Source organism: Afipia felis ATCC 53690 (genome assembly GCF_000314735.2).
Lineage (GTDB): Bacteria > Pseudomonadota > Alphaproteobacteria > Rhizobiales > Xanthobacteraceae > Afipia > Afipia felis.
The window spans coordinates 3,608,343-3,634,987 of sequence record NZ_KB375270.1 but is presented as its reverse complement, the minus strand read 5'-3'; the positions used below and the strand labels follow the sequence as shown (position 1 = coordinate 3,634,987).

Below are 26,645 nucleotides of genomic sequence, written 5' to 3'. Positions count from 1 at the left end.
GTCGCGCTCATTGCTTGGGATCGTGGATCAGAACCATATCCTCGAATGTACTTGGCACCAGCGGCTTGGCATCGGTCTGCTGAACATGACAGGCCGTACAGAAGTAACGCCGCGGCGTAACGTCGGCGAGAACCTGGCCATCGCGATCCATGAAGTGCGTGACGCTGATCATCGGTGCACCGGACCCTTCCGTGTACTGGCGGCGGTGACAATCGAGGCAGCGATTGGCTTTCAATGTGAGCTGATAGTTGTCAATGGAATGCGGAATCACCGGCGGCTGCTCGGGATAGTTACGCATTACCCGTTTGTCGTCGGTGATCGGGCGCGAGATCGGCGGAATCGGCGGTTCACTCATGGGATCGGCATTGCCGGTGACGCGCGGCACGATCTGCGGCGCGTTCTGCGCGTAGATCGCGCCGGTAAACAGGACAACCGACCCTGCCAGCATCGCCCCGAGCAGCGAACGCGCCAGCGGGTTCAAACGGGGCTGATTTTGACCGCGCATTTTTTGAAATCCGTCTGTTTGGAAATCGGATCTGTCGCGTCGAGTGTGGTCTTGTTGATAAGCTCGCTGGCGTCGAACCACGGCACGAAAACAACGCCGCGCGGCATGCGGTTGCGGCCGCGGATGTCGACTCGCGTTCTGATCTCGCCCCTTCGCGAAGCGAGCTTGATTTCAGCGCCCTGGTTGATGCCGCGCTCCCGGGCATCCTCAGCATGCATGAAGCAGACCGCGCCGGGAAACGCCTTGTAAAGCTCGGGCACCCGCATGGTCATCGACCCCGAGTGCCAATGCTCCAGCACACGCCCGGTCACTAGCCAGATATCGTACTCTTTATCCGGCGACTCGGCCGGCGGCTCGTAAGGCACCGCGATGATCTTCGCGCGCCCGTCCGGCTGACCGTAAAACTCGATGCCTTTCCCAGGCTTCACATATGGGTCGAGACCTTCGCGATAGCGCCAGCGCGTTTCCTTCTTGTCGACCACTGGCCAGCGTAAGCCGCGTACCTCGTGATAGAGATCGAACGGCCCCAAATCGTGGCCATGGCCGCGCCCGAAAGTGGCATATTCCTCGAACAGACCTTTCTGGACATAGAAGCCGAACGCCTTTGATTCCTGATTCTCGTACTCGGCTGGAATCTCGCTGGCTGCAAAGCGATCGACATTGCCATTCTTGTAAAGAACCTCGAACAACGTCTTTCCGCGATAATTCGGATTGGTCTGCAAAATCTCCGCCGGCCAAACTTCGTCGGTGGTGAAGCGCTTGGAAAACTCCATAAGCTGCCACAGGTCGGAGCGCGCCTCCCCCGGCGCCTTCACGAGCTGGCGCCAGAAATGCGTCCGCCGCTCCGCGTTGCCGTAGGCGCCCTCTTTCTCCACCCACATCGCGGCTGGCAGGATGACGTCCGCCGCCAGCGCGGTGACGGTGGGATAGGCATCCGACACCACGATGAAATTGTCGGGGTTGCGATAGCCCGGATAGGTTTCGCGCGTATTGTTCGGGGCGGCCTGCAGGTTGTTGTTGACCTGTATCCAGTAGAAATTGAGCTTGCCGTCGCGCAGCATGCGGTCCTGTTCGACCGCATGATAACCGGGCTTTGCGGGAATAAGCCCTTGCGGTACACGCCAGATTTCCTCGGCGTGCTTGCGGTGCTCGGGATTGACCACGGTCATATCCGCCGGCAGCCGATGCGCGAAGGTGCCGACCTCGCGCGCAGTGCCACAAGCCGAGGGCTGTCCTGTCAGCGAGAACGGCGAGTTGCCAGGCTCAGAGATTTTTCCCGTCAGCAAATGGATGTTGTAGATGAGTTGATTGGCCCAGACACCACGCACATGCTGATTGCAGCCCATGGTCCAGAGCGACATCACCTTGCGCGAGGGATCAGCATAAAGCTCGGCAAGCTCCTGAAGGAAGCCGCGCTCGACGCCAGTCAGCTCCGAGACTTTTTCGACCGTGTAATCCTTGACGAACTTCGCATAGGCATCGAAGTCGATCGGCTCCATGGCCGCCGGATTACCTGCTCCCTTGGCATTTATCTCAAGCGGATTGTCCGAGCGTAGGCCATACCCGATATCGGCCACGCCTTTCACGAAGGTCGTGTGATCCTTGACGAAGTCCTTATTCACCCGGCCGGTGGTGATGATGTGATTGGCGATGTAGTTGAGGATCGCAAGATCGGTGCCCGGCTTGAATACGATCGGGATATCCGCGAGATCAGAACTGCGGTGCGTGAAGGTCGAGAGCACTGCGACCTTGACATGCGGATGGCTGAGCCGGCGGTCGGTCAGACGCGTCCACAGAATCGGATGCATCTCCGCCATGTTCGAGCCCCACAGCACGAACGCATCCGCGGCTTCGAAATCGTCGTAACAGCCCATCGGTTCATCCGAACCGAAGGTGCGTGTGAAAGCGTAGGCAGCTGACGCCATGCAGTGGCGCGCATTGGGATCGAGGTTGTTGGAGCGAAAGCCGGCGCGCATCAATTTTGTCGCTGCGTATCCTTCCCAAACCGTCCACTGGCCCGAGCCGAACATGCCGACTGCGGTTGGACCCTTCGCCTTGAGAACGGCCTTGAGACGATCGGCCATCACGCCGAATGCTTCATCCCAGCTTACCGGCGTGAAGTCGCCGTTCTTGTCATAGACACCGTTTTTCTTGCGCATCAGCGGCGTGGTCAGGCGGTCGCCGCCATACATGATCTTCGACAGGAAATAGCCCTTGATGCAATTGAGACCGCGATTCACCTCCGCCAGCGTATCGCCATGGGTCGCGACGACTTTGCCGCCCTTCACGCCGACCATGACACCACATCCAGTGCCGCAGAAACGGCATGGCGCCTTCGACCATTTAATCTCAAGCGAACCGATGCCTTGCGCCACCGGCTGCGCGGCAGCGGGCAAAGCAATATTGGCAGCGGTTGCCGCAATCGCGGCCGCTTGGGCCTTGAGCATGTCGCGTCGCGAAAGACTCATCGTTCCTCTCCATGCCCAGCAACTTCGTCGAATTGCTCGTAGACCATGTTGGCGGACAGCACGCCGGTCCATCCGGAAATCTCGGCGAGCCGCGCGCCAAGCATGCCGCTGTCCGGCCCTTCCAGGACGATGACGAGCTTCGATGTGCTGCGATGGTGGATTTCGACTTCAGGCAGCGCGGACAATTGCCGTGCCACATCGTCCAGGTAGCGCGGCAGGACCGAAACAACGGCGCTCGAAATATGGATGGTCGGTGGCTGAAGCTGCCCGGAAAGAAACGTTCGCCTCGAAAGCCCTGACTCTTTCATGACCGTTCCTTACTGACTGTAACGTCAATGCGGTGGGCCGGGTGGCCCCAAAATCAATTGCGACATCCAGACCAAAAAGCCATAGCCGCCGACCACGCCAACGGCGACGATCGGCCAAATCAATGCTGCGATTGTGATGAATACAATGAATTCGTCGCGCCTGCTCTGCGGTGGCGCGGCATCTCTGGATTCGGACGGGTCTGTCACCGTGTCCATGGTTGCGCCTCTCGCGAAGGGGCATCCAAAGTGCAGGAAGACTAGCTGGATTGGATTAGCGCGACAAGAACAAAGAGTTCAAATCAGATGCAACTATGTTGCCTAACTGGCAGATCCGGAACACGAACGGAAAAAGGACAATTCACTGAAAATTCGATTTTTTGGTCACCCAGCACGGGATCACTGAGGTAGTCCCGAGCAGAAATCCTAGCGTCAAAATTCCAAACATCGCCCCCCGAGGTCAGCGCCTCACAACACGGTCAGCGAAGAAAGGCGGACCCACGACGATAGTCCCGTACTCCGGCAAAAGCGCGCCCGTGAGCCGCGCACAATCTGGCGGCATCATCTGCCAGCACCCCGCGCTGGGATTGCGGAAACGCCGCGCCGACTTCAATGATGATGCCTGCGGCAGTCGTACGGCAGCGGATATCCGCGGATACGGGTGCGAGCGAAGCGGCCCTGCCTTCCATCAATTCGATGAAAGCAAGATCTTTCGGATCAATCGCAATTCCGGTCTCGACGCGACTGGCAAGGCATGGCTGCGCCGGAAGCTCGGCAAGATCGGTCAGTCCATGAAGTTCTGCCAACCGATAGATGTTCCTTTTGCCAAGACCCGCTTCGACATAAGGGTGAACCACCGCGCGCTCTGACGCAGCCTTCAAACCCGGACGGAAATCGCCGAGATCGTCCATGTTCGTCCCCGATGCGATCTGCGAAGACGTCGCATCGCGAATCCGGTCATAGAGATTGGACTTGCAATAATAGCAACGGTTGACGGGGTTGGCGCGATAGTTCGGATCCTCGAATTCACCAGCATCGAGCCAAGTGATCCGCCACCCTTCACTCTCGGCGTAACGCCTGACACGCGCGGTCGCGGCCTGCGGCACGGCGGGTGAAATCGCATGCAACATCGTCGCCGTAGTGCGCGAAAAGCGATGAGCGATGTAAGCCAGCACCATGCTGTCGACGCCACCGCTGACCGCAATCGCGATGTCATCATAACCATCCAGCACGGATACCAAGGCGGCTTCTTCGCTCGAGAAAGTTTTCATGTCTCGTTCCGCTCCGCTTTGGCCTTGAGCGCCCGGCGCCTTTCAAGCCCGGGTTGAAACGCCACATCGTCGCTCTCTATCTTGCGACTAAACGACCCGTCAGGGCGGCTGACCTCCTTGACACGCAAGACCCCGTTCTCGTGCGCGACGGTATCGGGCTTGCGAAACAGGCACGCGCGCTGCTCGAGATGCCAACGCAGACCGATCGTCGAAGTTTCAGTGAAGATCAGCGGATTGATCTCGTCCAGCCTGTCAGGCCGAGCCAAGACGCGGAATGAGGTCGCCACGCGCCCCTTTTTCCCGGTTCGCTGCCCCGTGGTGACGTCAATCACCCCGTCGGCTTGACGAATCCGGTCAGCCGCAACCTGAATTTCCTCTCCCGTCATGTCGTCGACATCGAAGTTGATCGTCGCGACCACCATGCTCTCTGCCTGGGCGCCCGTTTCAAAGACAAGAACGCGCAAGATGTTCGGCAGTTGCTCGAATTCGCGTGTGCCTGCCCCGGTCCCGGTCGACATCAAGCGCCCTTCCGGCAACTGGCTCGTCGACCTGCCGATCAGATGCTTCAGAATGGCTGCGCCCGTGGGTGTAATACGTTCGCCGGAAACGCCGTCGTTGCGCCACTGAAAATCCTTGAGCAGCGTTGCCGTCGCAGGCGCCGGTACCGGGAGTAGCCCGTGTTGAGTCTGGATCAGGCCGCCTCCCAGAGGAAGGCTCGAAACCGACCAGCGCGCACCATCGAGGGCGGCGATGATCGTTCCTGCCGCGACGACATCCATGATCGAATCCCAGCCGGCGATTTCATGGAAATGCACATGGTCGATATCGACCTGGTGGATATGGGCTTCGGCTTCGGCGAGAAGACGCAAGACTCCCAGAGCATGGGTCCGAACGTTCGGAGCGAGATCGGCCGCTTCGATCAGACCAACAATTTCACGATAGGAGCCTGCGCCATGATCGTGCTCATGATGATGGTCCGTCGCAGCGTCATGGCGATGCAGCGTCTCGGCCTGATGAGCGGAGGCGTGATGGTGAGCATGCTTATGCTCGTGACCATGCGCATGGTCGTGATGGTGGTGGTGGTGGTGGGTATGGCCGTGAGAATGAGCGGGCTTTGCATCGGATGAAGCGAGCGCAAATCGTAGCGCCCTGATCGCGCCGCTCTTCCCCTCAGCAAAAGCAGGTGTTCCGCAATGCGTTGGCAGAACGGCCGACGTATTCCTGAGTACGGCGTCCTTCAGCTTCGGGAAAGCATCGACCATTCCTGCAACGAAGATGTCGCCGGCGATACCGCCGACGACATCGAGGTGAATATGGAGCCTTTCAGACACTCAGTTTGCACCCTTGATGTTATAGGCCGTCGGGAAATAAAGATCCTTCCACGATTCCGGCTTCTGCTTGACGATGCCACGTTCGTACATGAAAGACACGAACTTCATGGTCCCCGACGGCACGTTGGAGAAGATGATTTCCGGGTTCTTCAAAAGGCCCAACACCTCATCATAGGTCGAACTCTTGTCGCCACTGTTCTCGATGTAGAACTTCGCCGCCCCTTCCTTGTCTTTATTAATGAAGGCAAGCGCATCGTTGAGCGCCGCGAGCACGGCTTTCACAGTTTTTGGATTCTGATCGTAAAAATCCTGGCGCGTGCCGATCACGACGATGGTCGCCGGACCGCCCATGACGTCATACGAACTGAAAACCCGGTGCACGCCGGGATGCTTCAACTCAGCTTCCTGATACGGCGAGAAGCCGAGATGGCTGTTCACCGCGCCGGATTTCGACAGCAGCGCGGCCATCGCGTCGGGATGGTTCATCGTCACGGTCAGCGAATCGAGCTTGGTGGCGTCCCCCAACTCCTTCTGGGCCGCCATGCCGAGCACGATTGCCTGCGGCGAAACACGAACGGCCGGCAGGGCGATCTTGTCGGCCGGCGTAAAATCCTTCAGCGACTTGATCTTCGGATTGATCGTGTTGAGGTACATCGGGAAAGCGTTGACGGCAGACAGCGCCTTCACACGCCCCTTGGAAGCTCCCCACAATGTGGCAATGCCGGTCAGGCCGCCACTCGTGAAATCGACGCTCCCTGACAGCAGCGCGTCGTTCATCGCGGCCGAACCGGCAAGCTGGAAATATTTAGTGGTGGTGTTGCCGAGACCTTCTTCCTTGAGATGCTTCTCGACGAGTTTTTTGTCGCGCATCACCATGACCGGCAGATGTCCAAGACCATATTGCATGGCGATCTTGACTTCGCTGACTTCCGCCACCGCTGGCGTCGTAACAGCTCCCAGCAAGAACGCGCCCGCGAATATGAACCCACTCAACCCGGTAACAACCTTTCCTCGAAACATGGCCCCTCCTCCCATTTGTCGCTTTGATTATTTTGACAAGTTCACTCCCTGAGCTGCTTCGAGCAGCATTCGATATTGCGGAGCTTTGGTGTCGCGCAGCACACGCAACGCAACACAGGCAGCTCCGAAGCCGTTATCGATATTGACGACGGCGAGGCCTGCGGCACAGCTCGCCAGACAGGCGCTCATCGCGGTACGACCACCGTCGGACGCGCCGTAACCAACCGAGGTTGGCACCGCGATCACGACACCCGGCACTAGCCCGCCGACTACACTCGGCAACGCGCCGTCCATCCCGGCTGCGACAATGACGACTTTGCTTGCACGGATCCCATCGATCCGCTCCATCAGCCGCCAGAGACCCGCCACGCCGACGTCCGAGATTTCAGAGGCCCCGATGCCGAAATATTGCAATGTGCGGATCGCCTCATGCGCGACCGGAATGTCCGAACTCCCGGCACTCACCACGCTCACATCGGCATGAGATGGAACGAAGATTTCGGAGGCAAAGAAACCGGTGCGAGAAACCGGATCGTAGTCGACGTTTTTCCGCAGCGCCTCCGGCAAAGCGGCGAGCTTATCATCTGCGAGGCGCGTCAAAAGAAGCGGACGTTCCGCGTCGCGAGCTGTTTGCAGAATATAGGCAATCTGCTCCACGCTTTTCCATTCGCAGAGCACTGCCTCGTCGAATCCGATCCGCTCGCGTCGCTGAAAATCCAGTTTGACCTGATCCGACAGCATGGGACCTCTCCGTTAGCGGATCATCGCGGCACGTCGAACTTGATGCGGGGCTTGCTCCAGAAGGTCGGCGCAACCACGGTGCGGGGATTGGCGCCGACATACTTCTTTGCGATCTGCCACGCTTCGTCGAAATTCCGCGCCGGGGTAAGACCGAGCGCACGAAACGCGCCCGGATTTGGCGTACCCGCCATGATGACAGCACCCGCTCGCTTCAGAAGGTACTCGTTTTCATAGAACAGCCAGAACGCGTGCAGCGGCGGATAACCGTAGCCGTGCGTGTATTTGTGCCGGAAGTCGGGGCGATGATCGAATTCATCTTCATGGTCAACCATGTCACGCGAGCTAAAATAGCGCGCATAAAGATCGATGGCCGGCTGATAGGATGGAAAGCGATCGGCATCGATATGGCCATTTGCCGGCGAGCAGGCAATGACAACACCACCTTCCCGCAGGACGGGTGCTTCGGGGCAGTAGCGCGGCGGCACCGTCGCACCAACGGTTGCGATCAACGTGTTGTTGGAACTGCCGTAAGAATAGCTCGCGGGAAGGCCTACGATCAAAACGTCCGCTTCCGGCGTCGGGCGGCGCACATATTTTTCCGCAAGCTCCCACGCCGGCGGCTTCACGCCATCCGCGTAACCGGCAAACACACCGGCCATGCGCCCGCCACTGCCATTGAAGGAGTTGATGTAGAAAACCTTCCGTCCAAGCGCATTGTCGAGGAAGTCGGTCATCTCCTCCTTCACGCTTGGAATACGTTTACGCGGTGAAGCTGCGGCCTTTTTTTCGGCATTGACCTTCACCGCAGGCTCGGGGATGCCGTGGAAGCTGTGGTGAGAGGCGATGCTGCGCGTCGATGCGAGGCCGATCGCGACGCCCGTGCCGGTGTAGCTGCGCCACGCACCGGCGGCGACGTTGCCCTGATAGATCATCAGGTCCGCATTGACGAAATGCTTGTTCATTTCGACATAACGGCCGCCGTCGGTAATGCCGAAATACTGCAACTGCTCCTGATCGGTGCAGTCGTGGTTGAGAATTTGCCCTGTCCCCCAGAACGTTCCAAAAATCTCCGGCCCGAGATGGTTGGCAAGTTCCGCACGCGTATTCTTGCGATGATTGCTGCACGCGTTGACGAAAAGAATATCTCGCTGCTTCACGCCTTTGGCGAGCAACTCCTCGACGATGATCGGCAGGATGGTCCGCGGCGGCGTGTTCGGCCGGGTGATGTCGTCAAAGCCAATCGCAACCCGCATGCCGGGCTTGACCAGTTCGGCCAATGGAGGGGAGCCATAGGGCTTCGCCAGCGTTTCGCGCACCGAAGCGGCAGGGTCCTGCAGGAAGGGCGGATCCTCGAACTCGACGACCGAGGCATGATCCGGAACGTCGATATCGAGTTTCTTGTCGCCGAAATCGACGGCTACTTTTTTCGTGCTCATGCATTCCTCTTGCTGGCAACCGACGTACTCTCACCTTCGAAATACGGCAGCAAAGCCCGGCGAACGAACTTCCCGATCGGATTGCGCGGCAGCTCATCGACGAAAGCAATGCGAGCCGGCACCTTGAACGACGCAAGATATTCGGCGCAGTGCTGGATCAGTTCGTTTTCCGTCACATCTTCGCGCTTGACGACACAGGCCGCGACAACCTCGCCGTAGATGCGATCAGGAATTCCGACCGCAGCCGCTTCCCGTACCGCCGGATGGCGCGCGATGATCTGCTCGACCTCGAGCGGCGAGATGTTTTCACCACCGCGAATGATCGTTTCCTTCTTTCGACCAACGATGAAAATGTAACCCTCATCATCGAACCGCGCCAGATCGCCGGAACGCACCCAACCGTTCCGTATGGTCGCAGCGGTCGCATCGGGGTCCTTGTAATAGCCCTTCATCACAGTCGGACCACGAATTTCGATTTCACCGACCGCGCCCACCGGCAGTTCCCTGCCATCGCCATCGACGATGCGAATTTCGTTCGGCGCAAGCGGCTTTCCGATCGAACCCGGCTTACGCGGACCACGGAGCGGGTTCATGACATTGATGGATGTAGTTTCGGTGAGGCCGTATGTCTCGAGCAGCAGGTTCTGTCCAAAACGAGCATGGAAACGGTTCGACAGATCGACCGAGGTCGGCGCGGACGCCACCTTGACGAACTCGAGCTTCGGATAGCCGGCCTTTCCCGTCTCATCTTCCAGCAGAATGCTCAGAATGGTGGGCGAGGCACTCATACTGTTGACGTCGTAACGCTCGCAGAGCGCCCATAGATTCGAGGCACTGAACCGCTTGCACAACGCCACCGATGCGCCGGACAGCAGGTAAGGCAGCGTGCTGAACATCAGCGCATTGGTGTGCGAGAGCGACATGATGCACAGCGTTCGATCGGATGGCTTGAGATCGAATCCGCCCGCAACCGCCGTGATGCCTTCCGCGACATTGCCGTGCGTCAACATCACGCCTTTCGGCCGCCCCGTCGTACCGGATGTATAGAGAAGCAACGCAACATCATCCGGCTTCATGCTCGGACTCAGCGCCGCAGACGAAAACGAATCGATATCGGGAACGGTCGCGCCCTGCAAGGGGCCCGGATTGCCGAAGCAGACCACACGAACATCGATGAGGGTCTTCAGCGCTTCCGCTAAGGTCGCCGCGTATGATTCGCCGACCACCACGATCTTGCTGCCGGCGTGATTGACGATATAGGCGATTTCATCCGCTGTGAGCCGGTCGTGGAGAGGATTGGTGACGATGCCTGTCTTGAACCCGGCGATATAGCCCGCCACCAAGAGCGGATCGTTCCCCAGCAAATAGGAAACGCTCTCTCCAGCCTTCACTCCCAAGGAGAGGAGCATGTGCGCGAAACGGTTCGAAAGAGCTTCCAGTTCTCCGTAGGAATACGTCCGGTCCTCATACAATAGCGCCGTCGAAACTTGGTTATGTTTGCTGAGCATTTCGCCGAGCTGTACTTTTAGCATCCAACTTCCCCGGTGGCGTGTTTTGTCCCGCCATTCATTTCCAACCTAAGATCGAATGACACGCCGACACAGCGACAGCGCTCGAATGATCTTTGGCCTTCAATCCATCTTGTTTAAAGCGCGTATCATATGCTGATACTACGTATTAAATTTTGAGCGCGCCAAATAAGGGAGTCAACACGTAAAGACCCAGCCAGCATATTCACTCTGATATTGGCCAACGATCCGACATAAAAATTCCAGTTCATGAAGTGTCAGGTCATGAAAACAGGCGCGCCATTCACCAGTCGAGAACGCTCCGTTATCTGAAGCAACAACTTCGATGTCTCGACAACATGACAGGCGGCGTCAGACGCAGACTACGCGGCGGGAATTTCAGTGAATGCGTTTGAGCAGGGCCTCGCGATTGCCAATCCCGCGCATGTCAGCTTGGTCATCGGGACCATCGCGACTGCGCTCGATTTCGCGGCCGCCATGTTTGTGGCCCCTGGTGAAGATCAATTCTTATCGTAAGACGCTGGAAGGCATACTGCGCAACTCGCTCAGAAAGAAATTCCATCTGAGGCGCTGATGGCATGACGGGAAGAAAACAACCCGGTCATTACTCGCCACCTTGCGTGATGAAGTAATGAAAACCCTTGGTGTTCACCCAGCCGCGACGGACCTCGACCGGCTTTGAATCGAATGTACTGGCAACGCGCGTTACTTCAATGACAGGGTCACCAGTTTGAATTTTGAGACTGCGAGCCACGGTTGAGTCCGCCTTAACGGCTCGCAATTCTTCGGTGGTCGATACGATGGTTATGCCGTAACGACTCTGATAAACGCCGTACAGCGTTCTACCGAAATTTCGAATGACGTTTTCGCTCAGGCCTTTGAACAAGGCGCATGGAATCACGATATCGTACAGAGCGACCGGGCTGCCGGAGATACGCAACAAGTTGCGAAGCTTGAAAACTTCACTGTCTTTCGACGAGCGCGGCAGGTTGAGAATATCCGCAACCTTGTCGTCAGCCTGACCGCGCTTGAACGAGAGCAGTTCACTGACGGGGGCTTCCCGGTCCGCGCCGTCTTTTACAACGTGAAAGAACTGATAGACGCTGTGCTGGTCCGCGCGCGAGGATACGAAAGTCCCCTTCCCCTGCCGCCGGATGAGAATCCGCGCTGCTACGAGTTCACCGATCGCCATACGGATCGTTGAAACTCCAACTCCGTAAGTTTCAGCCAGCCTGGTTTCGCTGGGGATGACCGATCCCGGCTTCCATTCGTCGGAAGTGAGGTTCTGGATGATCTTGTTTTTGACCTGCTTGTAGAGCGGCTCCACCCCGGAAAGGGGGGCGCTGACTATCGCCTTTTGCATATGAACGTCCGAATCTCGGCTCACCAACGGCATGGGAATCCCTGCCTTTTTAGCCGAATCCAGGCCGAATGACACGTGAAAGGCCCTATAAATCGACGATTGCCACCATCAATTGCCCAGACGACCTTCGGAGACTCTATAAATCCAGCACCAGCAGGGATGATTTGGCGCGCGAGCAGCAAACCGTCATTTCGTGCTCCTGTTCGCGCTCCTCCAAAACAAAATCCTTGTGGTCGACCTCACCCTCGAGAACTCGGGTCCGGCATGTACCGCAAACACCGAGTTCGCAGGCCGTCTCGATTACAAAGCCATTCTCTCTCAGAACATCAAGCACGGTTCGGTCGCTCGGTATGTCGTAGACTTGGCCAGTGCTGGCAATCTTGACCTGAAAAGGTTTGCCCATGCCTTCGGCAACTTCGTCTTCTTTGGGCGGATGGGCCGCGGCAATAGCCGGATCGTTCGCCGAAGGCGTGAAGAATTCGCGATGGACCGTGCCTTTCGGCCAATGCGCGGAAGCCGACGCGACTGCCCCCATAAATCCGGGAGGCCCGCAATAGTATAAATGAGTCCCTTCGGCATAATCCTTCAGCAAGGCTTTTAGATCGAGACCATTGGATGGGTCGCCATAATCCCAATGCACAAAGACCTTGCCGTCGGACTGAAGCGGAGCCAACCGATCGAGGAACGCCGTTCTCTCCGGCGAGCGCGTGCAATAGTGAAGCGCATAATCACATTTCTCGCGTTCAAGATCATGGATCATCGACATCATCGGCGTGATGCCGATGCCGCCTGCCAGCAGCAGATGCCGTTGCACTCCATTGACGATGGCAAAATTGTTACGCGGCGCGCCGATCGTCAGCACGCTGCCGAGACGTATCTCTTCAAAAACTCTTTTCGAGCCGCCGCGTCCGGCTTCTTCCCTTTGTACGGCAAATCTATAGCTCATGCGGTCGGCCGGATCACCGCAAAGAGAGTATTGCCGGATACCGCCGCCTTCACCGGGCAAATGAAGATCGATGTGGCTTCCGGCCCCCCATGCGGGAAGCGGCCGGCCATTCGGATCGGCCACCTCGAAGCATCTGATGTTTTCACCATACGGCGTGATTGATCGCACGCTCACCTGGAGCGTTTTCGGAATTGCATCGACCATATCATCCACCAATTTCCTTGCGGCAGAGCCAACCATTTCACTCTCCTCACCAGTACAGCTTTTCACCACGAGGCCCGATATCCTTGCCGGTTACTCAGCCTTTTCCCCGATCGTGATTGCACTGACCGGACAGGCCTCCGCCGCCATTTTTATTGTTTCCAGCGTGTCGCCTTCAGCATCTATCACCGCTGCCTGCGAGTCCTCGTTCAGAGTGAAGACGTTCGGTGCGACAGCCGTGCAGATGCGGGAGCCCACACACTTGTCATAGTCGATCGATATGCGAACACGACAACCGTTCTTCATTTCAGTTTCACCGGAAGTTTTTTCAGCGCCCGTCCTCGCAAAATGGCGTGGTACTCAAACGTATCCGCGGCCAGTTTCATCTGAGGAAAGCGCTGAGTGAGCGCCGAATAGGCTTCGTGGGCTTCAACCCGCACAAGGGGGGCACCCAGGCAAATGTGAATGCCTTGACCGAAGCCGAGATGAGCGTTCGGGCGACGACCGACATCCATCTGTTGAGGGTTTGCGTATTTGGCGGCGTCTCTATTGGCCGCCGCGTTCACAAGCAGGACCAAGTCCCCTTTATGAATCTTCTTGCCCTTCAGTTCCACGTCCTCAAGGGCGTAGCGAAGCATACTCTTGATCGCGCCCTCCATCCTGATGATTTCCTCGACTGCAGTCGGGATCAGTGACTGGTTTGCGCAGAGGCGATCCCACTGATCGCGGTTCGACAGCAGCAGATGCAGACCATTCGCCAGCAGGTTCGTTGTCGTCTCATGACCGGAGAACAGCAGGTTTGCACAGTGGACGATGATCTCCTCGTCGGTCAGGCGATCGCCCTTCCACTCGGCTTTTATCAACCCCGAGATGTAGTCGTCCGTCGGGTTGGCTCGCCGTTCCTTTACCCGGGGCTCGGCATAACGAGTCAGGCCTTCAATGCCGTCCATACCTGATTGCCAACGCGCTTCATCCGTACCGCCGCCGAAATGATAAAAGAGCCAGCTATCCGAGTGTTTTTTGATCTCCTTCCAGTCCTGGTGGGGAAAACCCAGGAAATCAAGAATCACCTTGATAGGAAGCGGCAGGGTGAAATCCCTGATGAAGTCGATGTCATCCTTACTCTCAATCTCGTCGAGAAGGCCGTGAACCAGCTGGCGGATGCTCGCGCGGCGCTTTTCGACCTGCGCCGGAGTCCAGACCTGATTGACGATCAGGCGAATATGGTCGTGCAGCGGGTTGTCCACCGCGCTTAGCCAGTTCGCATAAGCCTTATAGATGGGCGAGAACTTCTGTTCGTACCGCGCCCTGTCCTTTTCCGGCAGTTCCTTGACGTTGAATCCAAGCTTGTCCGACGAAAACAGCTGTGGCTGCCTGCACGCCCAGACCACATCGTCATAGCGCGTCACAATCCACATTTTCCGCTGTTCGTTCCAGTGAACCGGGTCTTCGTCCCGCAACCGGCCGAAATAGGACTCAGGATCCGCAATCGCCTCGGGCGACATCAGATCTCCGGTGACGTGAGCAACGGGACAGTTCATGTGCCTCAACCTTTCTCATTCTTCGTCAAGTTTCGATCTGCTCATACTACTCATACGTATGAGTAGATTATGTAGGAGGAGAGCGATAATTGTCAATCTTCAGCTATCCGCGAGGGGAAAGGCAGCGATGCGTTTTCAGCTACACGCATCAAACTCAACGCTGTGAGAGTTCCACCACCGCCGCGACAGAGCTTGCGACGAACTCGGCCTCACCTCGCTTCAGACGCCGCCACCTAAGATTGCATACCCCAGCGGTCGACCGTGTTGGCCTCGATGGCACGAAAGAGGATGTTCTCGACCACAAGACCGATGATGATGACGGTCAACAGACCGGCGAACACCGTCGGGATGTCGAGACTGTTCTTGTTCTCAAAGATGAACCACCCGAGACCGCCCGAGCCCGACGAGACGCCGAACACCAGTTCGGCCGCGATCAGCGTACGCCAGGCGAACGCCCAGCCGATCTTGAGACCGGTGAGAATACTTGGAAACGCTGCAGGGATCAGGATCTTGCCGATGTAGCGGAAGCCGCCGAGCCCGTAATTGCGCCCGACCATCTTCAGCGTGCGGCTGACCGACAAAAAGCCGGAGTGCGTGTTCAGCGCGATGGCCCAGGTCACCGAGTGCACCAGCACAAACACCAGCGAGCCGTTGCCGAGCCCGAACCAGATCAACGCCAGCGGCAGCAGCGCGATCGCCGGCAGCGGGTTGAACATCGAGGTCAGTGTCTCGAGGAAGTCGGTGCCGATCCGCGTCGTGATCGCCAATGCCGTCAGCAGCGCCGCCAGCACCACACCGACCGCGTACCCCATCAACAGCACTTCAATGGAAGCCCACGCACGTGACGGCAGAACGCCGTTCCCGATATTGGTGAAAAACGCGCTCATCGTTTCGCCGAAGGTCGGGAACAGCAGGCTGTTGTTCAGATAACGGCCATAGGCTTCCCAAACGAGAGCGAGAATGACGAGGATGATGACCTTGCGCAGCCAAGTTTGATTGTAGAGTCGAACGGCCAGCGAAAGAGGCTTTTCCAGCACTTCGGGCGCCCGATCGGTGGTTCTTGCGTCGCACACGAACTCCGGGCGGACCGGGGTTGTGAAGGCCTTCATGGCGAGCGATGCATCAGACATTTTCGGCCTCCTCGATGGTGTCGGCAAACAGCATGGCCTGAATTCGTTTTTCGAGTTCGGCGGCTTCCTCGCCTTGCACGCCGCCGTTCAATTCGGCTTTCACCTGCCCCGGATGCGGCGACAGCAGCAGGATGCGGTTGCCGATCTTGATCGCCTCGGGAATGGAGTGTGTGACAAACAGAACGGTGAAACGAGTTTCGTCCCACAACATCATCAGCTCGTCCTGCATCTTGCGGCGCGTCAGCGCGTCGAGTGCGGCGAACGGCTCGTCCATCAGGAGAATATCCGGCTCCATCGCCATGCCGCGTGCGATTGCCACGCGCTGCTTCATGCCGCCCGAGAGCATATGCGGGTAGCTCTCCGCGAACTTCTCCAGGTTGACCTTGCGGATATAGTGCATGGCCTTTTCTTCGGCCTCGCGGACGCCGAGCTTGTTGGTGCACTGCAAGGGAAACATCACGTTTTCCTTGACGCTCTTCCAGGGCAGCAGCTGATCGAACTCCTGAAACACCATCATTCGGTCAGGGCCGGGATGACGGATCACATTGCTCTTGAGCTTCATCTCACCTTCAGTCGGCGTCATGTAGCCGCCGACGGCCTTCAGCAACGTCGACTTGCCGCAGCCCGAAGGCCCCAGCAAAATGAAACGATCGCCCTGAAAAACGCTGAAATCGACCCGGTAGGTCGCAGTGATAAGGTAACTCGGCGTCTTGTACTGCAACGTGACGCCCTTGACTTCCAATAGTGGCGCTGTCGTCATCGGTCCCTCCTCCCTTACGTCCGCTGATTGCGCAGATCTGTTTTTTGGGTGGCCTTAATTTTACCCGAACCTGTTCACTTGCCCTGATAGAGTTCGGGAAAGTAGATATCCTTCGCACTCTTTGGCAGGTTCTTCATTTTCTTCGCGGCATGCATGAATTCCGCGTACTTCATGATCCCCTTCGGCTCGCTCGTGACGATAAAATCCGGATCTTCCAAAATCTTCTGAACGAATTCTGCCGACAGTTTGCTTTTCTCACTTTCGACGTAGATTTTGGCTGCGCGCGCCTTGTCGTCATTTATAAATTGCATGGCTTCTTTCAGCGCATTGAGGACCGCCTGATAGGTCTTGGGATTGTTGTCGTGAAATTTTTTGGTCGTATAGACGGAATTCAGAGTCGTGGGTTCGCCGAGCACTTCGTACGAACTCAGGACACGATGAACCGCCGGATTCTGCAGCTCCTGTTACTGAAACGGTGAATTAGCAAAGTGCGCGGTGACTTCAGTGCCGGAGAGCAGCGCCGCCATGGCATCAGGATGCTTCATCCCCACAGTGAGCCGATCGAGCTTTTTGTAGTTCGCCATGCCGAATGCCTTTGCGGCAGCCATTTGAAGAACAACCGCCTGAATCGAAACTTCGACCGCCGGCAACGCGATCTTGTCTTTACTGGTGAAGTCAGCGAGGGTTTTGACGTTGGGATTACTAGAGTTCAGGTAGAACGGCATTGAGCCAAGTGCGGCGACGCCGCGCACATCGAAAATGCCTTTTGTCTTGTCCCAGACCGTCAAAAGCGGAGCAACGCCGCCAGAGCCGAAATCGAGCTGGCCGGAGAGAAGGGCATCGTTGATGGAGTTGCTTCCACCGAACTTCAGCCACGTGACCTTAATCTTACCCAGACCCAACGCGGCTGCGTGTTTCTCGATCAGATTTTCGGTCCGCATGATGGTAAGCGGCAGATAGTTGATTCCGAATTGTTGTGCGAGCCGCACTTCACTTACTTCCGCTCGAGCAGGACTACTTGGAAGAAATGAGGTGACTGTGGCGATCAAGGCAAAGATATACGCTAGTAGCTTTTTCATTTATCCCTCCCCTCAAATTTTATGACGGCCGTAACCGGCCGTTTTTTAGTTAGGTATCTGCTTTCAGAGTCCCGGCTGAAGCAGCCGCAGAATTTCGCGACAGAAAGCGGGCAAGTCCGCCGGTTTGCGGGACGTAATGATCGATCCATCAACCACGACTTCGGCGTCCTCGAACTGGCCACCGGCATTGACGAGATCATCCTTGATAGACGGCGCACCCGTCACACGCTTGCCCCGAATGATGTTCGCGGACGCCAGAAGCCAACTGCCGTGGCAGATGGCGGCAATTGGCTTGCCGTGCTGGTGGTGCTTCGCCGTAAGGGCGATCATCTCCGGACAAAGACGCATCATGTCCGGCGCATATCCGCCCGGAATAATCAGTGCATCGTAAAGAGTGGCAACCGCATCTTTCGCGGCGATATCTGCAGGCAGAACCTGGCCGAGCTTGGAAACATAGTCCTTTCGCTCCGGACCGATGACCGTAACTTTCATCCCCGCTTCGCGGAGCCGGTAAATCGGGTACCAGACTTCATGATCGTTGTGGACGTTCTCAATGAACAAGCCCACGTCGCAAGTCGACGAGCTGGGTGTCATGATTATCTCTCATACGTGTCATACGTATGAGTACGATAATTGGTAGCTATTCTGATTGTCAAGCCGTCCCGCATTCGCGGTTGCAGTAAAATCTGCGGCAGCAATCCGGAATATGAAATACGAGAGGCCTGGAGCGATGTCCGTTCCCCGGATGCGCTCTTAGCAGCGGCGTATATGGCGAAAGAATCTCGTCGTGTGGGGCAGGGCCAACGCCGGCAAATACCATCGCCTGGGCTTCCGCGCTCACATAGTCAGGTCCCTTTTCTGGGGCACCAGTCCAATGTCACCCGCAACCGATGGTGCAGCACTGAACAGCCCCGCGGGCCGCAGAAGCGGGCACGACAATCCCGCCTGCCACAAGACTCACGCCACCAGCGGGCAAAAGAACTTTTTGTAACGAGCCGAGTTCCCCTATCTGGTTACGCAAGCGGGAGCAGATCATCATGGCTCAAGGTACCGCATCCATCGTTCTGTCGAATCTGAACAAGCTGCTCCCCGATCTGGAGGCACTCTACAAAGACGTCCACTCCCATCCCGAATTGTCGATGCAGGAGATACGAACGGCGAGCATCGCCGCAGACCGGCTGCGCAAAGCTGGCTTTGAAGTGACAACTGGTGTCGGCAAAACAGGCGTGGTCGGCTTGCTCCGGAATGGCGAGGGGCCAACCGTGATGCTGCGCGCCGACATGGATGCATTACCGATCGCCGAGAACACCGGCCTCGACTATGCCAGCAGAGTTTCCGCGACAGACGCCGAGGGAAACACCGTCGCGGTCGGGCATATGTGCGGGCATGATATGCACGTCGCCTGGCTGGTGGGCGCGGCCACATTGCTCTCGCAGACTCGGAATGCTTGGCAAGGCACGTTGATGGCCCTCTTCCAGCCCGGCGAAGAAACTGCGCAAGGCGCCCAGGCCATGATCAACGACGGCCTGCTGCAGCGCTTCCCGATGCCTGAAGTCGTGCTCGGCCAGCACGTCATGGTCGGTCCCGCAGGGACCCTCGCCGGAAGCGCTGGACCGATCACGTCTGCAGCGGACAGCCTGCAAATCCGCCTGTTCGGTCGCGGCGCCCATGGCTCCATGCCGCAAGCAAGCATCGATCCGGTCGTAATGGCGGCGTCCGTGGTGTTGCGACTCCAGACCGTCGTCTCCCGCGAAGTTGCAGCAGCCGACGCGGCAGTAATTACCGTCGGCGTGCTTCAAGCAGGCACAAAAGAGAACGTCATTCCCGATGAAGCCATTATCAAGCTCAATGTGAGAACATTCGATGCCGGTGTGCGCAAGCATGTGCTTGCGGCGATCGAACGGATCGTCAATGCCGAGGCTGAAGCATCGGGTGCGCCACGAAAGCCCGAAATCACGCCGCTCGACCGTTACCCGCTCAACGTCAACGACGAAGCCGCGAGCAATCGCATCGCTGAAGCGTTTCGCGGCTATTTCTCACCTGAACGGGTCAAACATACCGGACCTGCCCCAGCCAGCGAGGACTTCGGCTGCTTCGGCACCGCCTGGCAGGTGCCATCCGTCTTCTGGTTCGTGGGCGGCAACGATCCTCAAGTCTACGCCAAGGCCAAAGCCGCAGGCCAACTGAACGAGCTTCCGGTCAATCACAGCCCGAAATTCGCGCCAGTCTTGCACCCTACCCTGGAGACCGGAGTTGAGGCGCTCGTTGTGGGCGCACTGGCGTGGCTTCGGCCGAACTAACGCCGAGGGATGCTTTGGGATTACATTGTTTGTAAGCTTGTACCGAGGCTGCATATCCATTGGTTTGCCGGAGCGCCTGCCTTTGGCTCGTCTCGTTAAGCCTTTCCCGACAGGATGTTGATGATCACGATTGAGACTTTCGTTCACATTCTTGATCTTGGAGGCACGTTCGTTTTCGCGATCAGTGGGGCAGTCGCCGCGGTCAATCGCCGTTTGGATATTTTTGGCATTCTCGTTCTGTCTTTCGTCGCGGGAAATTTCGGCGGCATCACGCGCGATGTGCTGATCGGCGCTGTGCCGCCAGCCGCCTTGACTGCTAGCCCATATTTGCTCGTGTCAGTTCTGGCCGGGCTTATTACCTTCTTCCTCTATTCCGGCGTCGACCGCCTTCGTACGCCAGTGCTATTGTTTGATGCGATCGGGCTCTCTTTCTTTGCTGTCGCAGGAGCGCAAAAGGCGATCTCATTTGGACTGAGCCCTGTTATGTCAGCACTCCTCGGAATGTTGACAGGTATCGGCGGCGGCATGACACGTGATCTCCTTCTGATGGAAATCCCTCAGGTTTTACGCTCCGATCTTTATGCCGTTGCGGCTCTCGCCGCCGCTGGGGTTGTTGTCATCGGCCACATGCTTGGCCTTCCTTACGGCACCTCTGCTATCGTCGGCGGAACTTTGTGCCTGGGATTACGCTATATGGCCATCAGACACGGCTGGCATCTGCCCATCGCTTATCTTTCGGCGCAGCAGCGCGCGAAAAACAATTCGCCAGACGACAAATAAAATCCGTAGATGCGGGGCACAGCCGCACGGGCACTGCAAAGAAGATTGCGCTCGTCCGGGATGATTGCAGCGGGCAATGTCAACGGTTGTGCGCCCATCAGCGTTATCTTCGGAGTAACGTGGGGAAGCCGTGTGCCGGATAATGACAGCTTATCCGCATGGGATATTTGCGCCGTTCCGGCGTGGAGGCCGAGTGGAAATCGCCCCGACGGGCGAATGGCCCCAACCGGCTAACATCTTGAAAAAGATGGTGGACGCGACAGTCCTATTCGAACCAGTCTCTAAGCCCTAATTCACAGCCATATGGGCACTAACAGGGAATTCTATCAGAACAGCCCAAATCCGATCAAGCGACTACCGAAAAAGATAACAATTTCATTGTGTTGAAGCAAATTTACGGCTCTACGGATCAGGGAAGCAACAAGAGAAAACAGGGATTTCTTGTTGAGAATGCTGTCGACCTTGCGTCATCAGCACATCAACCTGTCGCAGCTTCGGAACGATCTCTTCCGCTGTATTTCTCTCCCACACCATCGATCTTATCCTCCATCCGAAACATATACTTCAGGGAGGACCACTTCAAAGGGGGCAGATCCAGATCACCTTGCAGCCGCGAAAGACAAAGGCGCGGCAGCTTCGCGTTGAGCGCGGATTGCTTATTTGTGCTGATACGCGAAAGCATGCACCCATTCCAACTAAGAAACATCCAAAGGCTACCCGGCCAAAGCGAACTCTTATTCGGCTGAAGCAAACACAACGCTCGCCTGCATTCCTTTCAGATCATCTTGAGTGAGTACTCCTTCCCTAAGGCCCTTCAAATCATCGATCGATCTATCGACGCCGGCTAGGCGCTCAAGTCGCTTCGTATAAATTGGCCCGCTAATCTACAAGATGGATACTACTAAAGCTTCGACGTCCAGCCAGCCCTTCGCGATCGATCCATCAGACGCATCCGGATTGAACCAGATCATCTCGCCGTCTTTCATAACGCCACAGAGATTATCCAACGCGCGGATATCCTCGAGCGGGTTGCCACGCACGAAGATCAGGTCGGCGTGAAAGCCAGGACGAATCTGTCCTACCTTGTCGCCAAGGCCGATCGCCTTCGCCGCGACGCTGGTGGCGCTCTTGAGCGCCAGTTCCTCTGTCATTCCGGCCTCGACCATGAATTTCACTTCCACCGCGACAGAACCGTGCGGATTACCAGGCGTACCGGCATCGGTCCCGGCGACAATGGGAACGCCCGCCGCAATGGCCGCGCGGAAACTGTCGAGCCACGGCTCCGATGTCCGGCGCATTTTTTCGACGGCGTAATCGGGCAACCGCTCCTGGCCGCACCCGAGCAGGATGCGCCGCATCGGCGTGAGGGTCGGGACCAGCGCCGAACCCTGCTTCAGCATGGTCTCGATCAGCGCGGGCGTCAGATAAATTCCATGCTCGATGGTGTCGACGCCGGCTTTCAGCGAATTGGCAATGCCTTGTTCGCCTTGAGCGTGAGAGGCAGCATGCTTGCCGCAATTATGCGCTTCATCGACCGCCGCCTGCATTTCCTCGGCGCTGAGCTGGACATGTTCAGGTTCTACACCGGAGGTAATCACACCGCCGGTGGAGACGACCTTGATCAAATCGGCACCCGCTTTCAGATTTTGGCGCGCGACCTTGCGTGCTTCATCAACACCGTCGACTTCGACACCGATGAAACGGTTGTGACCTCCGGTCATGACGATGCATGGGCCCGAGGCGAGCATTCGCGGCCCGCGGACAAACCCTGCATCAATGGCCTTCTTCAGATAGATGCCGATCTGGCCGGAGCAGCCGACGTCACGCACCGTTGTCGTTCCCGCGCGCAACGTTGCCTCGGCCGCCGCCGCCGCACGATAGGCGGTGGTAAGATGTGGCTCGGCGGCGAGACGCGGAACACTGTCGTTGCTGCCGTCGAGACAAAAATGGACATGAGCATTGATGAGGCCGGGAAGAATCGTCAGCCCCTTCGCATCGACCACCTCGGTCGTGGGATCGAATTCCGCGAGATCGACAAAGTACTCGTCTTCGATACAGATATCCACCTGCTTGAGTTCGTTGCCGCCCAGCCAGACCTGTGCATTCTTGATCTTCATGATAATCTCGTACTTTAGATCGCGCCTTGCGCGAGGCGTTCGCTGACGACGTGGCAGGCGGCGAGATGTCCCCCGCCGATATCGACAACGGGAGGTCGCGCCTCGCTGCACTTTGCAATCGTGAGCGGACAACGCGGGTGGAAAGGACAGCCCTTCGGCGGATTGATGGGGCTTGGTATCTCGCCCGTCAGTTTCGTCCGGTTCTTGCGCTTAGCCGGATCGACCGCCGGAACCGCCGAGATCAAGGCCTGCGTATACGGATGCGCCGGACTCCCTAGCAGCACATCTGACGCGCAGACCTCCATGATCTGCCCTAGATACAGCACCGCAACGCGGTCGCAGAAATAGGAGCTGAGATTGAGGTCATGGGTGATAAAGATGTAAGTCAGGCCAAATTGTTTCTTCAGGTCCGAGAGCAGATTGATGATCTGCGCCTGCACAGACACGTCGAGCGCCGACACGGCTTCGTCCGCAAGAAGGATGTCGGGCTTGACGGCCAGCGCCGCGGCAATCGCCACGCGCTGACGTTGCCCGCCACTCAACTCATGCGGATAGCGGTTCGTTGCGGTCGACGGCAGGCCGACCAGATTGAGCAGATCCTCAACCTGCCCGGTGAGATCTCCGGTCACCACATCGTAATTGCGGATCGGCTCCGCCAGAATGTCGCCGATCCGCATCCGCGGGTTCAGCGAACTGAACGGGTCCTGAAAGATAATTTGCACTCGTTTCCAGTAGCTCCGGCGCTCCTTGTCGCTGAGATTCGCGACGTCGCGTCCATCGAGCTCGATGCTGCCGTCCGTCGGCTGTTCGAGTCCAAGAATGAGCCGCGCCAGAGTCGATTTTCCCGAACCGGACTCGCCGACAATGCCGAAGCTTTCACCATTGCCGATCGAGAGCGAAACGTCGTTGACCGCGTGCACATATTTGCGCTCCACGCCCCAACCGTTTCGCTGCGGCAGCATAAATGACTTCTTCAGATGGCGGATGCTCAGTTGCATGCCTGAATCTCCTTCCACCGGAAGCACCGCGTCTCCGCGCCATCGGGCAGGCGCTCGATCGACGGATGAACCTGAGAGCAAAGATCGATTGCGTTCGGGCATCGCGGCGCGAACCGGCAGCCCGGCACATCGCTTAGCCGCGCCGGTGGGTGGCCCTCAATGGCTTTCAGGCGCTCGCCCCGCGCGACGTCCGGAATGCAAGAGAGAAGGCCGCTGGTGTAGGGGTGGTGCGGTGCTGCGAAGACTTTCCGGACCGATCCGCGCTCCTGCATCTCGCCCGCGTAGAACACAGCGACGGAATCGCAGAGCTCGGAAATGATCGCGAGGTCGTGCGTAATGAACAGGATCGAAATTCCCATCTCGTCACGGATTTCTCGCAACAGATCAAGAATCTGCGCCTGTATAGTGACATCCAGCGCGGTGGTAGGTTCATCGGCGATCAGAAGGTCAGGTGAACAGGCAATCGCCATTGCGATCATGGCTCGCTGGCGCATGCCGCCGCTCATCTGGAAAGGATAGGCTTCCATGCGTTGAGCAGGTTCAGGGATGCCGACGCGCTGAAGCAGCTGAACCGCACGCGCATGGGCTTCCCGCTTAGTCACAGGCTCATGCGCACGAATGCCGGCGATAATCTGCGAACCGACCGTAAAAACTGGATTGAGCGCCGTGAGTGGCTCCTGAAAGATCATTCCGACCCGCGGGCCGCGCAGCTTGCGCATGTCGCGATCCGACATTTTGGTCAGATCCTGCCCGTCGAGCAAAACACGACCGCTACTGACCTTCGCAACGGCCTTCGGCAAGAGACCCATGATGACCAGAGCAGTAACGCTCTTTCCCGACCCGGATTCGCCCACCAGTCCCATGATCTCGCCGCGGCGCATCTTGAAAGACACGCCCTGCACCACGTTCGCCGACCCATGATCGGTGCGGAACGCAACACTGAGATCTTCGACATTAAGCAGAATATTATCTTGATTGCTCATGATCCGACCTCAAAGCTTCAAACGGGGGTCGAGCGTGTCGCGTAAAGCATCGCCGAACAGATTGATGCCGAGCACGGTCGCGACAATGGCAATGCCCGGCACAACGGAGAGCCACCAGGCGATGCTCATGTAGTCCTTGCCTTCGGCGAGCATCCAACCCCATGTCGGCGTGCTCGGCGACACACCAAGGCCAAGGAAGGTCAACGCCGATTCCATAATGATCATGAAAGCGAATTCGAGGGTCATCACGACAATGACCGGCGTAGACACGTTCGGCAGGATGTGTACGGCGAGAATGCGAAACTGGCTGTTACCACGCACACGCGCCGCTTCAACATACTCCTTCTCGCGCACCGACAGCGTCTGGCCATAAACAATACGGGCAAACTGTACCCAGCGCGTGCAGGCAAGCACCATGATCAAATTAGTGATGCCCGCACCAAGTGCGCCAACCACGGCCACAGCAAACAGAATATAGGGAATCGCCAGAAACACATCGACGATCCGCATCAGCGCGGAGCGGATCATTCCGGGATAAAAGCCCGAGGCGATTCCCACTACAGTCCCGATCACGCAGGCGATCAGAGATGTCGAAAAGCCAATAAAGAGCGAAACACGCGCGCCATACATCACCCGGCTGAGCAGATCGCGGCCGAGATGGTCGGTGCCCAGAATGTGATTCCAGGTGCCGCCGGCAAAAACCGGCGGCTTCATGCGCATCAAAAGGCTCTGCGCATTCGGATCATGAGGTGCGAGTACCGGTGCCAGCACAGCCATCACAATCATGACGAAGAGAATCGAAAGGCCGATAGCTCCGCTGCTACGCCGAAGAATACGGCACAGCGCCGACTTCCTGCACCAAGCAAAGACCCCGGACAATGCCGACATCGAACTGGCGGATGAGCTCATTTGAAACCTCCGCCTTCGCGAATGCGCGGATCCATATAGGTGTAGAGAACATCGATCGTGATGTTGATCAGCACGAAGATCGACGCAAGCACGAGCACTACGGCCTGAACTACGGGATAATCACGCGCGAAAATCGAATCGACAGCAAGGCGGCCGACGCCCGGCCAAGCGAAGATGGTCTCGGTGATGACGGCACCGCCGAGCAGCACGCCGAATTCAAGACCGATCACCGTAATGAGCGGAATCGCCGCATTCCGCAGGCCGAATTTAAAAATGATCGTCTGAGTCGGGATGCCTACCGCGCGCGCGGTGCGGATATAATCCTGACTGAGAACATCCAGCATGCCTGAACGCGTCATGCGCGCGATTCTTGCCATAGAGAACACCGCAAGCGTTGCGGCTGGCATTATCAGCGTTTCCCAACCCGAACGCCCGCCGGAAGGCAGCCATTGCAACTGGACGGAGAACAACAGGATCAGCATCAGTCCAAGCCAGTAAACCGGCATCGCCTGTCCCAAAAGAGCAAAGCCCATCGCGATCGAATCCAGGGCGCTGCCGCGTTTGACGGCGGCAATCACCCCGATCGGGACGGCCAGAAACGTGGCAATCAGCAACGCCGTGCCGGTGAGCTGGAAGGTTGCCGGTAAATGATCGAGCACCATACGCACGGCTGGCTCACTATGCCGATAAGAAAACCCGAGATTCCCGGTAATGACGTCGAACGCGAAGCGAATGTACTGCAACGGTAGCGGGTCGTTGAATCCCATACGCAGACGAAATGCAGCGCGCTCCTCTGCGCTTGCGTCCATCGGCAAAAGCAATTGCGTCGGGTCGCCGGACAGATGCAGCAGAAAAAAAACGAGTGTCATCACCCCAAGCAGAACAAGCAGAGCCTGAAGGAGGCGCTTCGCCAGGTAACTGATCATCGAAGT

General features: G+C 57.5%; 27 protein-coding genes. 2 read left to right on the top strand and 25 right to left on the bottom strand.

Annotation, left to right across the window (positions count from 1 at the left end):
* Window positions 1-7 precede the first annotated feature (7 nt).
* The 19 genes from HMPREF9697_RS17370 to HMPREF9697_RS17285 form a co-directional block, all read right to left on the bottom strand.
* On the bottom strand, window positions 8-505 hold the full coding sequence (locus HMPREF9697_RS17370) for a nitrate reductase cytochrome c-type subunit (protein ID WP_002718552.1): 498 nt from the start codon (window positions 503-505) through the stop codon (window positions 8-10).
* Window positions 478-2,973: a periplasmic nitrate reductase subunit alpha gene (napA, locus tag HMPREF9697_RS17365; protein WP_002718551.1), complete on the bottom strand. Its 2,496-nt coding sequence runs from the start codon at window positions 2,971-2,973 to the stop codon at window positions 478-480. The genes HMPREF9697_RS17370 and napA overlap by 28 nt, the downstream gene beginning before the upstream one ends.
* Complete coding sequence (locus tag HMPREF9697_RS17360; RefSeq protein WP_002718550.1) at window positions 2,970-3,281, bottom strand: chaperone NapD; 312 nt, start codon at window positions 3,279-3,281, stop codon at window positions 2,970-2,972. Before HMPREF9697_RS17360 ends, napA begins: the two co-directional genes overlap by 4 nt.
* 24 nt (window positions 3,282-3,305) lie before the next feature.
* Window positions 3,306-3,497, bottom strand: coding sequence for a periplasmic nitrate reductase, NapE protein (gene napE / locus HMPREF9697_RS17355; RefSeq protein ID WP_002718549.1), 192 nt, complete (start codon window positions 3,495-3,497; stop codon window positions 3,306-3,308).
* Window positions 3,498-3,757: 260 nt separating this feature from the next.
* Window positions 3,758-4,549 carry an ATP-dependent sacrificial sulfur transferase LarE gene (gene larE / locus HMPREF9697_RS17350; RefSeq protein WP_002718548.1) on the bottom strand — a complete coding sequence of 264 codons (792 nt, stop codon included), beginning with the start codon at window positions 4,547-4,549 and terminating at the stop codon, window positions 3,758-3,760.
* Window positions 4,546-5,811, bottom strand: a complete 1,266-nt coding sequence (gene larC / locus HMPREF9697_RS17345) for a nickel pincer cofactor biosynthesis protein LarC (protein ID WP_244597983.1) — start codon at window positions 5,809-5,811, stop codon at window positions 4,546-4,548. Before larC ends, larE begins: the two co-directional genes overlap by 4 nt.
* A gap of 69 nt (window positions 5,812-5,880) precedes the next feature.
* Window positions 5,881-6,900, bottom strand: a complete 1,020-nt coding sequence (locus tag HMPREF9697_RS17340; RefSeq protein WP_002718545.1) for an ABC transporter substrate-binding protein — start codon at window positions 6,898-6,900, stop codon at window positions 5,881-5,883.
* Window positions 6,901-6,927: 27 nt separating this feature from the next.
* Window positions 6,928-7,641 (bottom strand): nickel pincer cofactor biosynthesis protein LarB, encoded by a 714-nt coding sequence (larB, locus tag HMPREF9697_RS17335; protein ID WP_002718544.1) that lies wholly within the window; start codon window positions 7,639-7,641, stop codon window positions 6,928-6,930.
* Between the two features lie 20 nt (window positions 7,642-7,661).
* On the bottom strand, window positions 7,662-9,077 hold the full coding sequence (locus HMPREF9697_RS17330) for a lactate racemase domain-containing protein (RefSeq protein ID WP_002718543.1): 1,416 nt from the start codon (window positions 9,075-9,077) through the stop codon (window positions 7,662-7,664).
* A complete protein-coding gene (locus tag HMPREF9697_RS17325; RefSeq protein WP_002718542.1) occupies window positions 9,074-10,609 on the bottom strand; it encodes a class I adenylate-forming enzyme family protein in 1,536 nt (511 codons plus the stop codon). Before HMPREF9697_RS17325 ends, HMPREF9697_RS17330 begins: the two co-directional genes overlap by 4 nt.
* Window positions 10,610-11,210: 601 nt before the next feature.
* Window positions 11,211-12,044, bottom strand: coding sequence for a GntR family transcriptional regulator (locus tag HMPREF9697_RS17320; RefSeq protein WP_147293868.1), 834 nt, complete (start codon window positions 12,042-12,044; stop codon window positions 11,211-11,213).
* A 61-nt stretch (window positions 12,045-12,105) separates the two neighbouring features.
* Window positions 12,106-13,155, bottom strand: a complete 1,050-nt coding sequence (locus tag HMPREF9697_RS17315; protein ID WP_002718540.1) for a PDR/VanB family oxidoreductase — start codon at window positions 13,153-13,155, stop codon at window positions 12,106-12,108.
* A 54-nt stretch (window positions 13,156-13,209) separates the two neighbouring features.
* The gene (locus tag HMPREF9697_RS17310) at window positions 13,210-13,422 is read right to left on the bottom strand and encodes a ferredoxin (protein WP_002718539.1); all 213 of its coding nucleotides are present in this window, start codon (window positions 13,420-13,422) and stop codon (window positions 13,210-13,212) included.
* Window positions 13,419-14,657, bottom strand: coding sequence for a cytochrome P450 (locus HMPREF9697_RS17305; protein WP_081602563.1), 1,239 nt, complete (start codon window positions 14,655-14,657; stop codon window positions 13,419-13,421). The genes HMPREF9697_RS17310 and HMPREF9697_RS17305 overlap by 4 nt, the downstream gene beginning before the upstream one ends.
* 233 nt (window positions 14,658-14,890) lie before the next feature.
* Window positions 14,891-15,787 (bottom strand): ABC transporter permease, encoded by an 897-nt coding sequence (locus HMPREF9697_RS17300; protein WP_002718537.1) that lies wholly within the window; start codon window positions 15,785-15,787, stop codon window positions 14,891-14,893.
* A complete protein-coding gene (locus tag HMPREF9697_RS17295) occupies window positions 15,780-16,547 on the bottom strand; it encodes an ABC transporter ATP-binding protein (RefSeq protein ID WP_002718536.1) in 768 nt (255 codons plus the stop codon). Before HMPREF9697_RS17295 ends, HMPREF9697_RS17300 begins: the two co-directional genes overlap by 8 nt.
* A 74-nt stretch (window positions 16,548-16,621) precedes the next feature.
* The gene (locus HMPREF9697_RS21580; protein WP_002718535.1) at window positions 16,622-16,963 is read right to left on the bottom strand and encodes a substrate-binding domain-containing protein; all 342 of its coding nucleotides are present in this window, start codon (window positions 16,961-16,963) and stop codon (window positions 16,622-16,624) included.
* A 48-nt stretch (window positions 16,964-17,011) separates the two neighbouring features.
* Window positions 17,012-17,626 (bottom strand): ABC transporter substrate-binding protein, encoded by a 615-nt coding sequence (locus HMPREF9697_RS21575; protein ID WP_002718534.1) that lies wholly within the window; start codon window positions 17,624-17,626, stop codon window positions 17,012-17,014.
* A gap of 63 nt (window positions 17,627-17,689) precedes the next feature.
* On the bottom strand, window positions 17,690-18,220 hold the full coding sequence (locus tag HMPREF9697_RS17285) for a type 1 glutamine amidotransferase domain-containing protein (RefSeq protein WP_002718533.1): 531 nt from the start codon (window positions 18,218-18,220) through the stop codon (window positions 17,690-17,692).
* 443 nt (window positions 18,221-18,663) lie between these two features.
* Here HMPREF9697_RS17285 and HMPREF9697_RS17280 point away from each other — a divergent pair, with 443 nt between their 5' ends.
* Window positions 18,664-19,926, top strand: coding sequence for a M20 family metallopeptidase (locus HMPREF9697_RS17280; RefSeq protein ID WP_002718532.1), 1,263 nt, complete (start codon window positions 18,664-18,666; stop codon window positions 19,924-19,926).
* A 120-nt stretch (window positions 19,927-20,046) separates the two neighbouring features.
* Window positions 20,047-20,706: a trimeric intracellular cation channel family protein gene (locus tag HMPREF9697_RS17275; RefSeq protein WP_002718531.1), complete on the top strand. Its 660-nt coding sequence runs from the start codon at window positions 20,047-20,049 to the stop codon at window positions 20,704-20,706.
* Window positions 20,707-21,184: 478 nt separating this feature from the next.
* Here HMPREF9697_RS17275 and HMPREF9697_RS21335 read toward each other — a convergent pair whose 3' ends face one another.
* From HMPREF9697_RS21335 to HMPREF9697_RS17245, 6 genes are all read right to left on the bottom strand, one after another.
* Window positions 21,185-21,388, bottom strand: a complete 204-nt coding sequence (locus HMPREF9697_RS21335) for a hypothetical protein (protein WP_002718530.1) — start codon at window positions 21,386-21,388, stop codon at window positions 21,185-21,187.
* A gap of 202 nt (window positions 21,389-21,590) precedes the next feature.
* A complete protein-coding gene (locus tag HMPREF9697_RS17265) occupies window positions 21,591-22,823 on the bottom strand; it encodes a metal-dependent hydrolase family protein (protein WP_002718529.1) in 1,233 nt (410 codons plus the stop codon).
* A 14-nt stretch (window positions 22,824-22,837) separates the two neighbouring features.
* Window positions 22,838-23,821 carry an ABC transporter ATP-binding protein gene (locus tag HMPREF9697_RS17260; protein ID WP_002718528.1) on the bottom strand — a complete coding sequence of 328 codons (984 nt, stop codon included), beginning with the start codon at window positions 23,819-23,821 and terminating at the stop codon, window positions 22,838-22,840.
* Complete coding sequence (locus HMPREF9697_RS17255) at window positions 23,812-24,804, bottom strand: ABC transporter ATP-binding protein (RefSeq protein ID WP_002718527.1); 993 nt, start codon at window positions 24,802-24,804, stop codon at window positions 23,812-23,814. The genes HMPREF9697_RS17260 and HMPREF9697_RS17255 overlap by 10 nt, the downstream gene beginning before the upstream one ends.
* A 9-nt stretch (window positions 24,805-24,813) precedes the next feature.
* The gene (locus HMPREF9697_RS17250) at window positions 24,814-25,713 is read right to left on the bottom strand and encodes an ABC transporter permease (protein WP_002718526.1); all 900 of its coding nucleotides are present in this window, start codon (window positions 25,711-25,713) and stop codon (window positions 24,814-24,816) included.
* Window positions 25,710-26,639, bottom strand: coding sequence for an ABC transporter permease (locus HMPREF9697_RS17245; RefSeq protein WP_002718525.1), 930 nt, complete (start codon window positions 26,637-26,639; stop codon window positions 25,710-25,712). The genes HMPREF9697_RS17250 and HMPREF9697_RS17245 overlap by 4 nt, the downstream gene beginning before the upstream one ends.
* Window positions 26,640-26,645: the final 6 nt, after the last annotated feature.

What these genes read in the sequence shown, in the direction of transcription:
- HMPREF9697_RS21575 (WP_002718534.1), bottom strand. Translation starts at nt 17,626, where the DNA reads ATGAAAAAGCTACTAGCGTATATCTTTGCCTTGATCGCCACAGTCACC.
- napE (WP_002718549.1), bottom strand. Translation starts at nt 3,497, where the DNA reads ATGGACACGGTGACAGACCCGTCCGAATCCAGAGATGCCGCGCCACCG.
- HMPREF9697_RS17295 (WP_002718536.1), bottom strand. Translation starts at nt 16,547, where the DNA reads ATGACGACAGCGCCACTATTGGAAGTCAAGGGCGTCACGTTGCAGTAC.
- HMPREF9697_RS17265 (WP_002718529.1), bottom strand. Translation starts at nt 22,823, where the DNA reads ATGAAGATCAAGAATGCACAGGTCTGGCTGGGCGGCAACGAACTCAAG.
- HMPREF9697_RS17340 (WP_002718545.1), bottom strand. Translation starts at nt 6,900, where the DNA reads ATGTTTCGAGGAAAGGTTGTTACCGGGTTGAGTGGGTTCATATTCGCG.
- HMPREF9697_RS17300 (WP_002718537.1), bottom strand. Translation starts at nt 15,787, where the DNA reads ATGTCTGATGCATCGCTCGCCATGAAGGCCTTCACAACCCCGGTCCGC.
- larE (WP_002718548.1), bottom strand. Translation starts at nt 4,549, where the DNA reads ATGAAAACTTTCTCGAGCGAAGAAGCCGCCTTGGTATCCGTGCTGGAT.
- HMPREF9697_RS17370 (WP_002718552.1), bottom strand. Translation starts at nt 505, where the DNA reads ATGCGCGGTCAAAATCAGCCCCGTTTGAACCCGCTGGCGCGTTCGCTG.
- HMPREF9697_RS17275 (WP_002718531.1), top strand. Translation starts at nt 20,047, where the DNA reads ATGATCACGATTGAGACTTTCGTTCACATTCTTGATCTTGGAGGCACG.
- HMPREF9697_RS17305 (WP_081602563.1), bottom strand. Translation starts at nt 14,657, where the DNA reads ATGAACTGTCCCGTTGCTCACGTCACCGGAGATCTGATGTCGCCCGAG.
- larB (WP_002718544.1), bottom strand. Translation starts at nt 7,641, where the DNA reads ATGCTGTCGGATCAGGTCAAACTGGATTTTCAGCGACGCGAGCGGATC.
- HMPREF9697_RS21335 (WP_002718530.1), bottom strand. Translation starts at nt 21,388, where the DNA reads ATGCTTTCGCGTATCAGCACAAATAAGCAATCCGCGCTCAACGCGAAG.
- napA (WP_002718551.1), bottom strand. Translation starts at nt 2,973, where the DNA reads ATGAGTCTTTCGCGACGCGACATGCTCAAGGCCCAAGCGGCCGCGATT.
- HMPREF9697_RS17325 (WP_002718542.1), bottom strand. Translation starts at nt 10,609, where the DNA reads ATGCTAAAAGTACAGCTCGGCGAAATGCTCAGCAAACATAACCAAGTT.
- HMPREF9697_RS17315 (WP_002718540.1), bottom strand. Translation starts at nt 13,155, where the DNA reads ATGGTTGGCTCTGCCGCAAGGAAATTGGTGGATGATATGGTCGATGCA.
- HMPREF9697_RS17250 (WP_002718526.1), bottom strand. Translation starts at nt 25,713, where the DNA reads ATGAGCTCATCCGCCAGTTCGATGTCGGCATTGTCCGGGGTCTTTGCT.
- HMPREF9697_RS17255 (WP_002718527.1), bottom strand. Translation starts at nt 24,804, where the DNA reads ATGAGCAATCAAGATAATATTCTGCTTAATGTCGAAGATCTCAGTGTT.
- HMPREF9697_RS17310 (WP_002718539.1), bottom strand. Translation starts at nt 13,422, where the DNA reads ATGAAGAACGGTTGTCGTGTTCGCATATCGATCGACTATGACAAGTGT.
- HMPREF9697_RS17285 (WP_002718533.1), bottom strand. Translation starts at nt 18,220, where the DNA reads ATGACACCCAGCTCGTCGACTTGCGACGTGGGCTTGTTCATTGAGAAC.
- HMPREF9697_RS17260 (WP_002718528.1), bottom strand. Translation starts at nt 23,821, where the DNA reads ATGCAACTGAGCATCCGCCATCTGAAGAAGTCATTTATGCTGCCGCAG.
- HMPREF9697_RS17330 (WP_002718543.1), bottom strand. Translation starts at nt 9,077, where the DNA reads ATGAGCACGAAAAAAGTAGCCGTCGATTTCGGCGACAAGAAACTCGAT.
- HMPREF9697_RS17360 (WP_002718550.1), bottom strand. Translation starts at nt 3,281, where the DNA reads ATGAAAGAGTCAGGGCTTTCGAGGCGAACGTTTCTTTCCGGGCAGCTT.
- HMPREF9697_RS17245 (WP_002718525.1), bottom strand. Translation starts at nt 26,639, where the DNA reads ATGATCAGTTACCTGGCGAAGCGCCTCCTTCAGGCTCTGCTTGTTCTG.
- larC (WP_244597983.1), bottom strand. Translation starts at nt 5,811, where the DNA reads ATGGTCGATGCTTTCCCGAAGCTGAAGGACGCCGTACTCAGGAATACG.
- HMPREF9697_RS17280 (WP_002718532.1), top strand. Translation starts at nt 18,664, where the DNA reads ATGGCTCAAGGTACCGCATCCATCGTTCTGTCGAATCTGAACAAGCTG.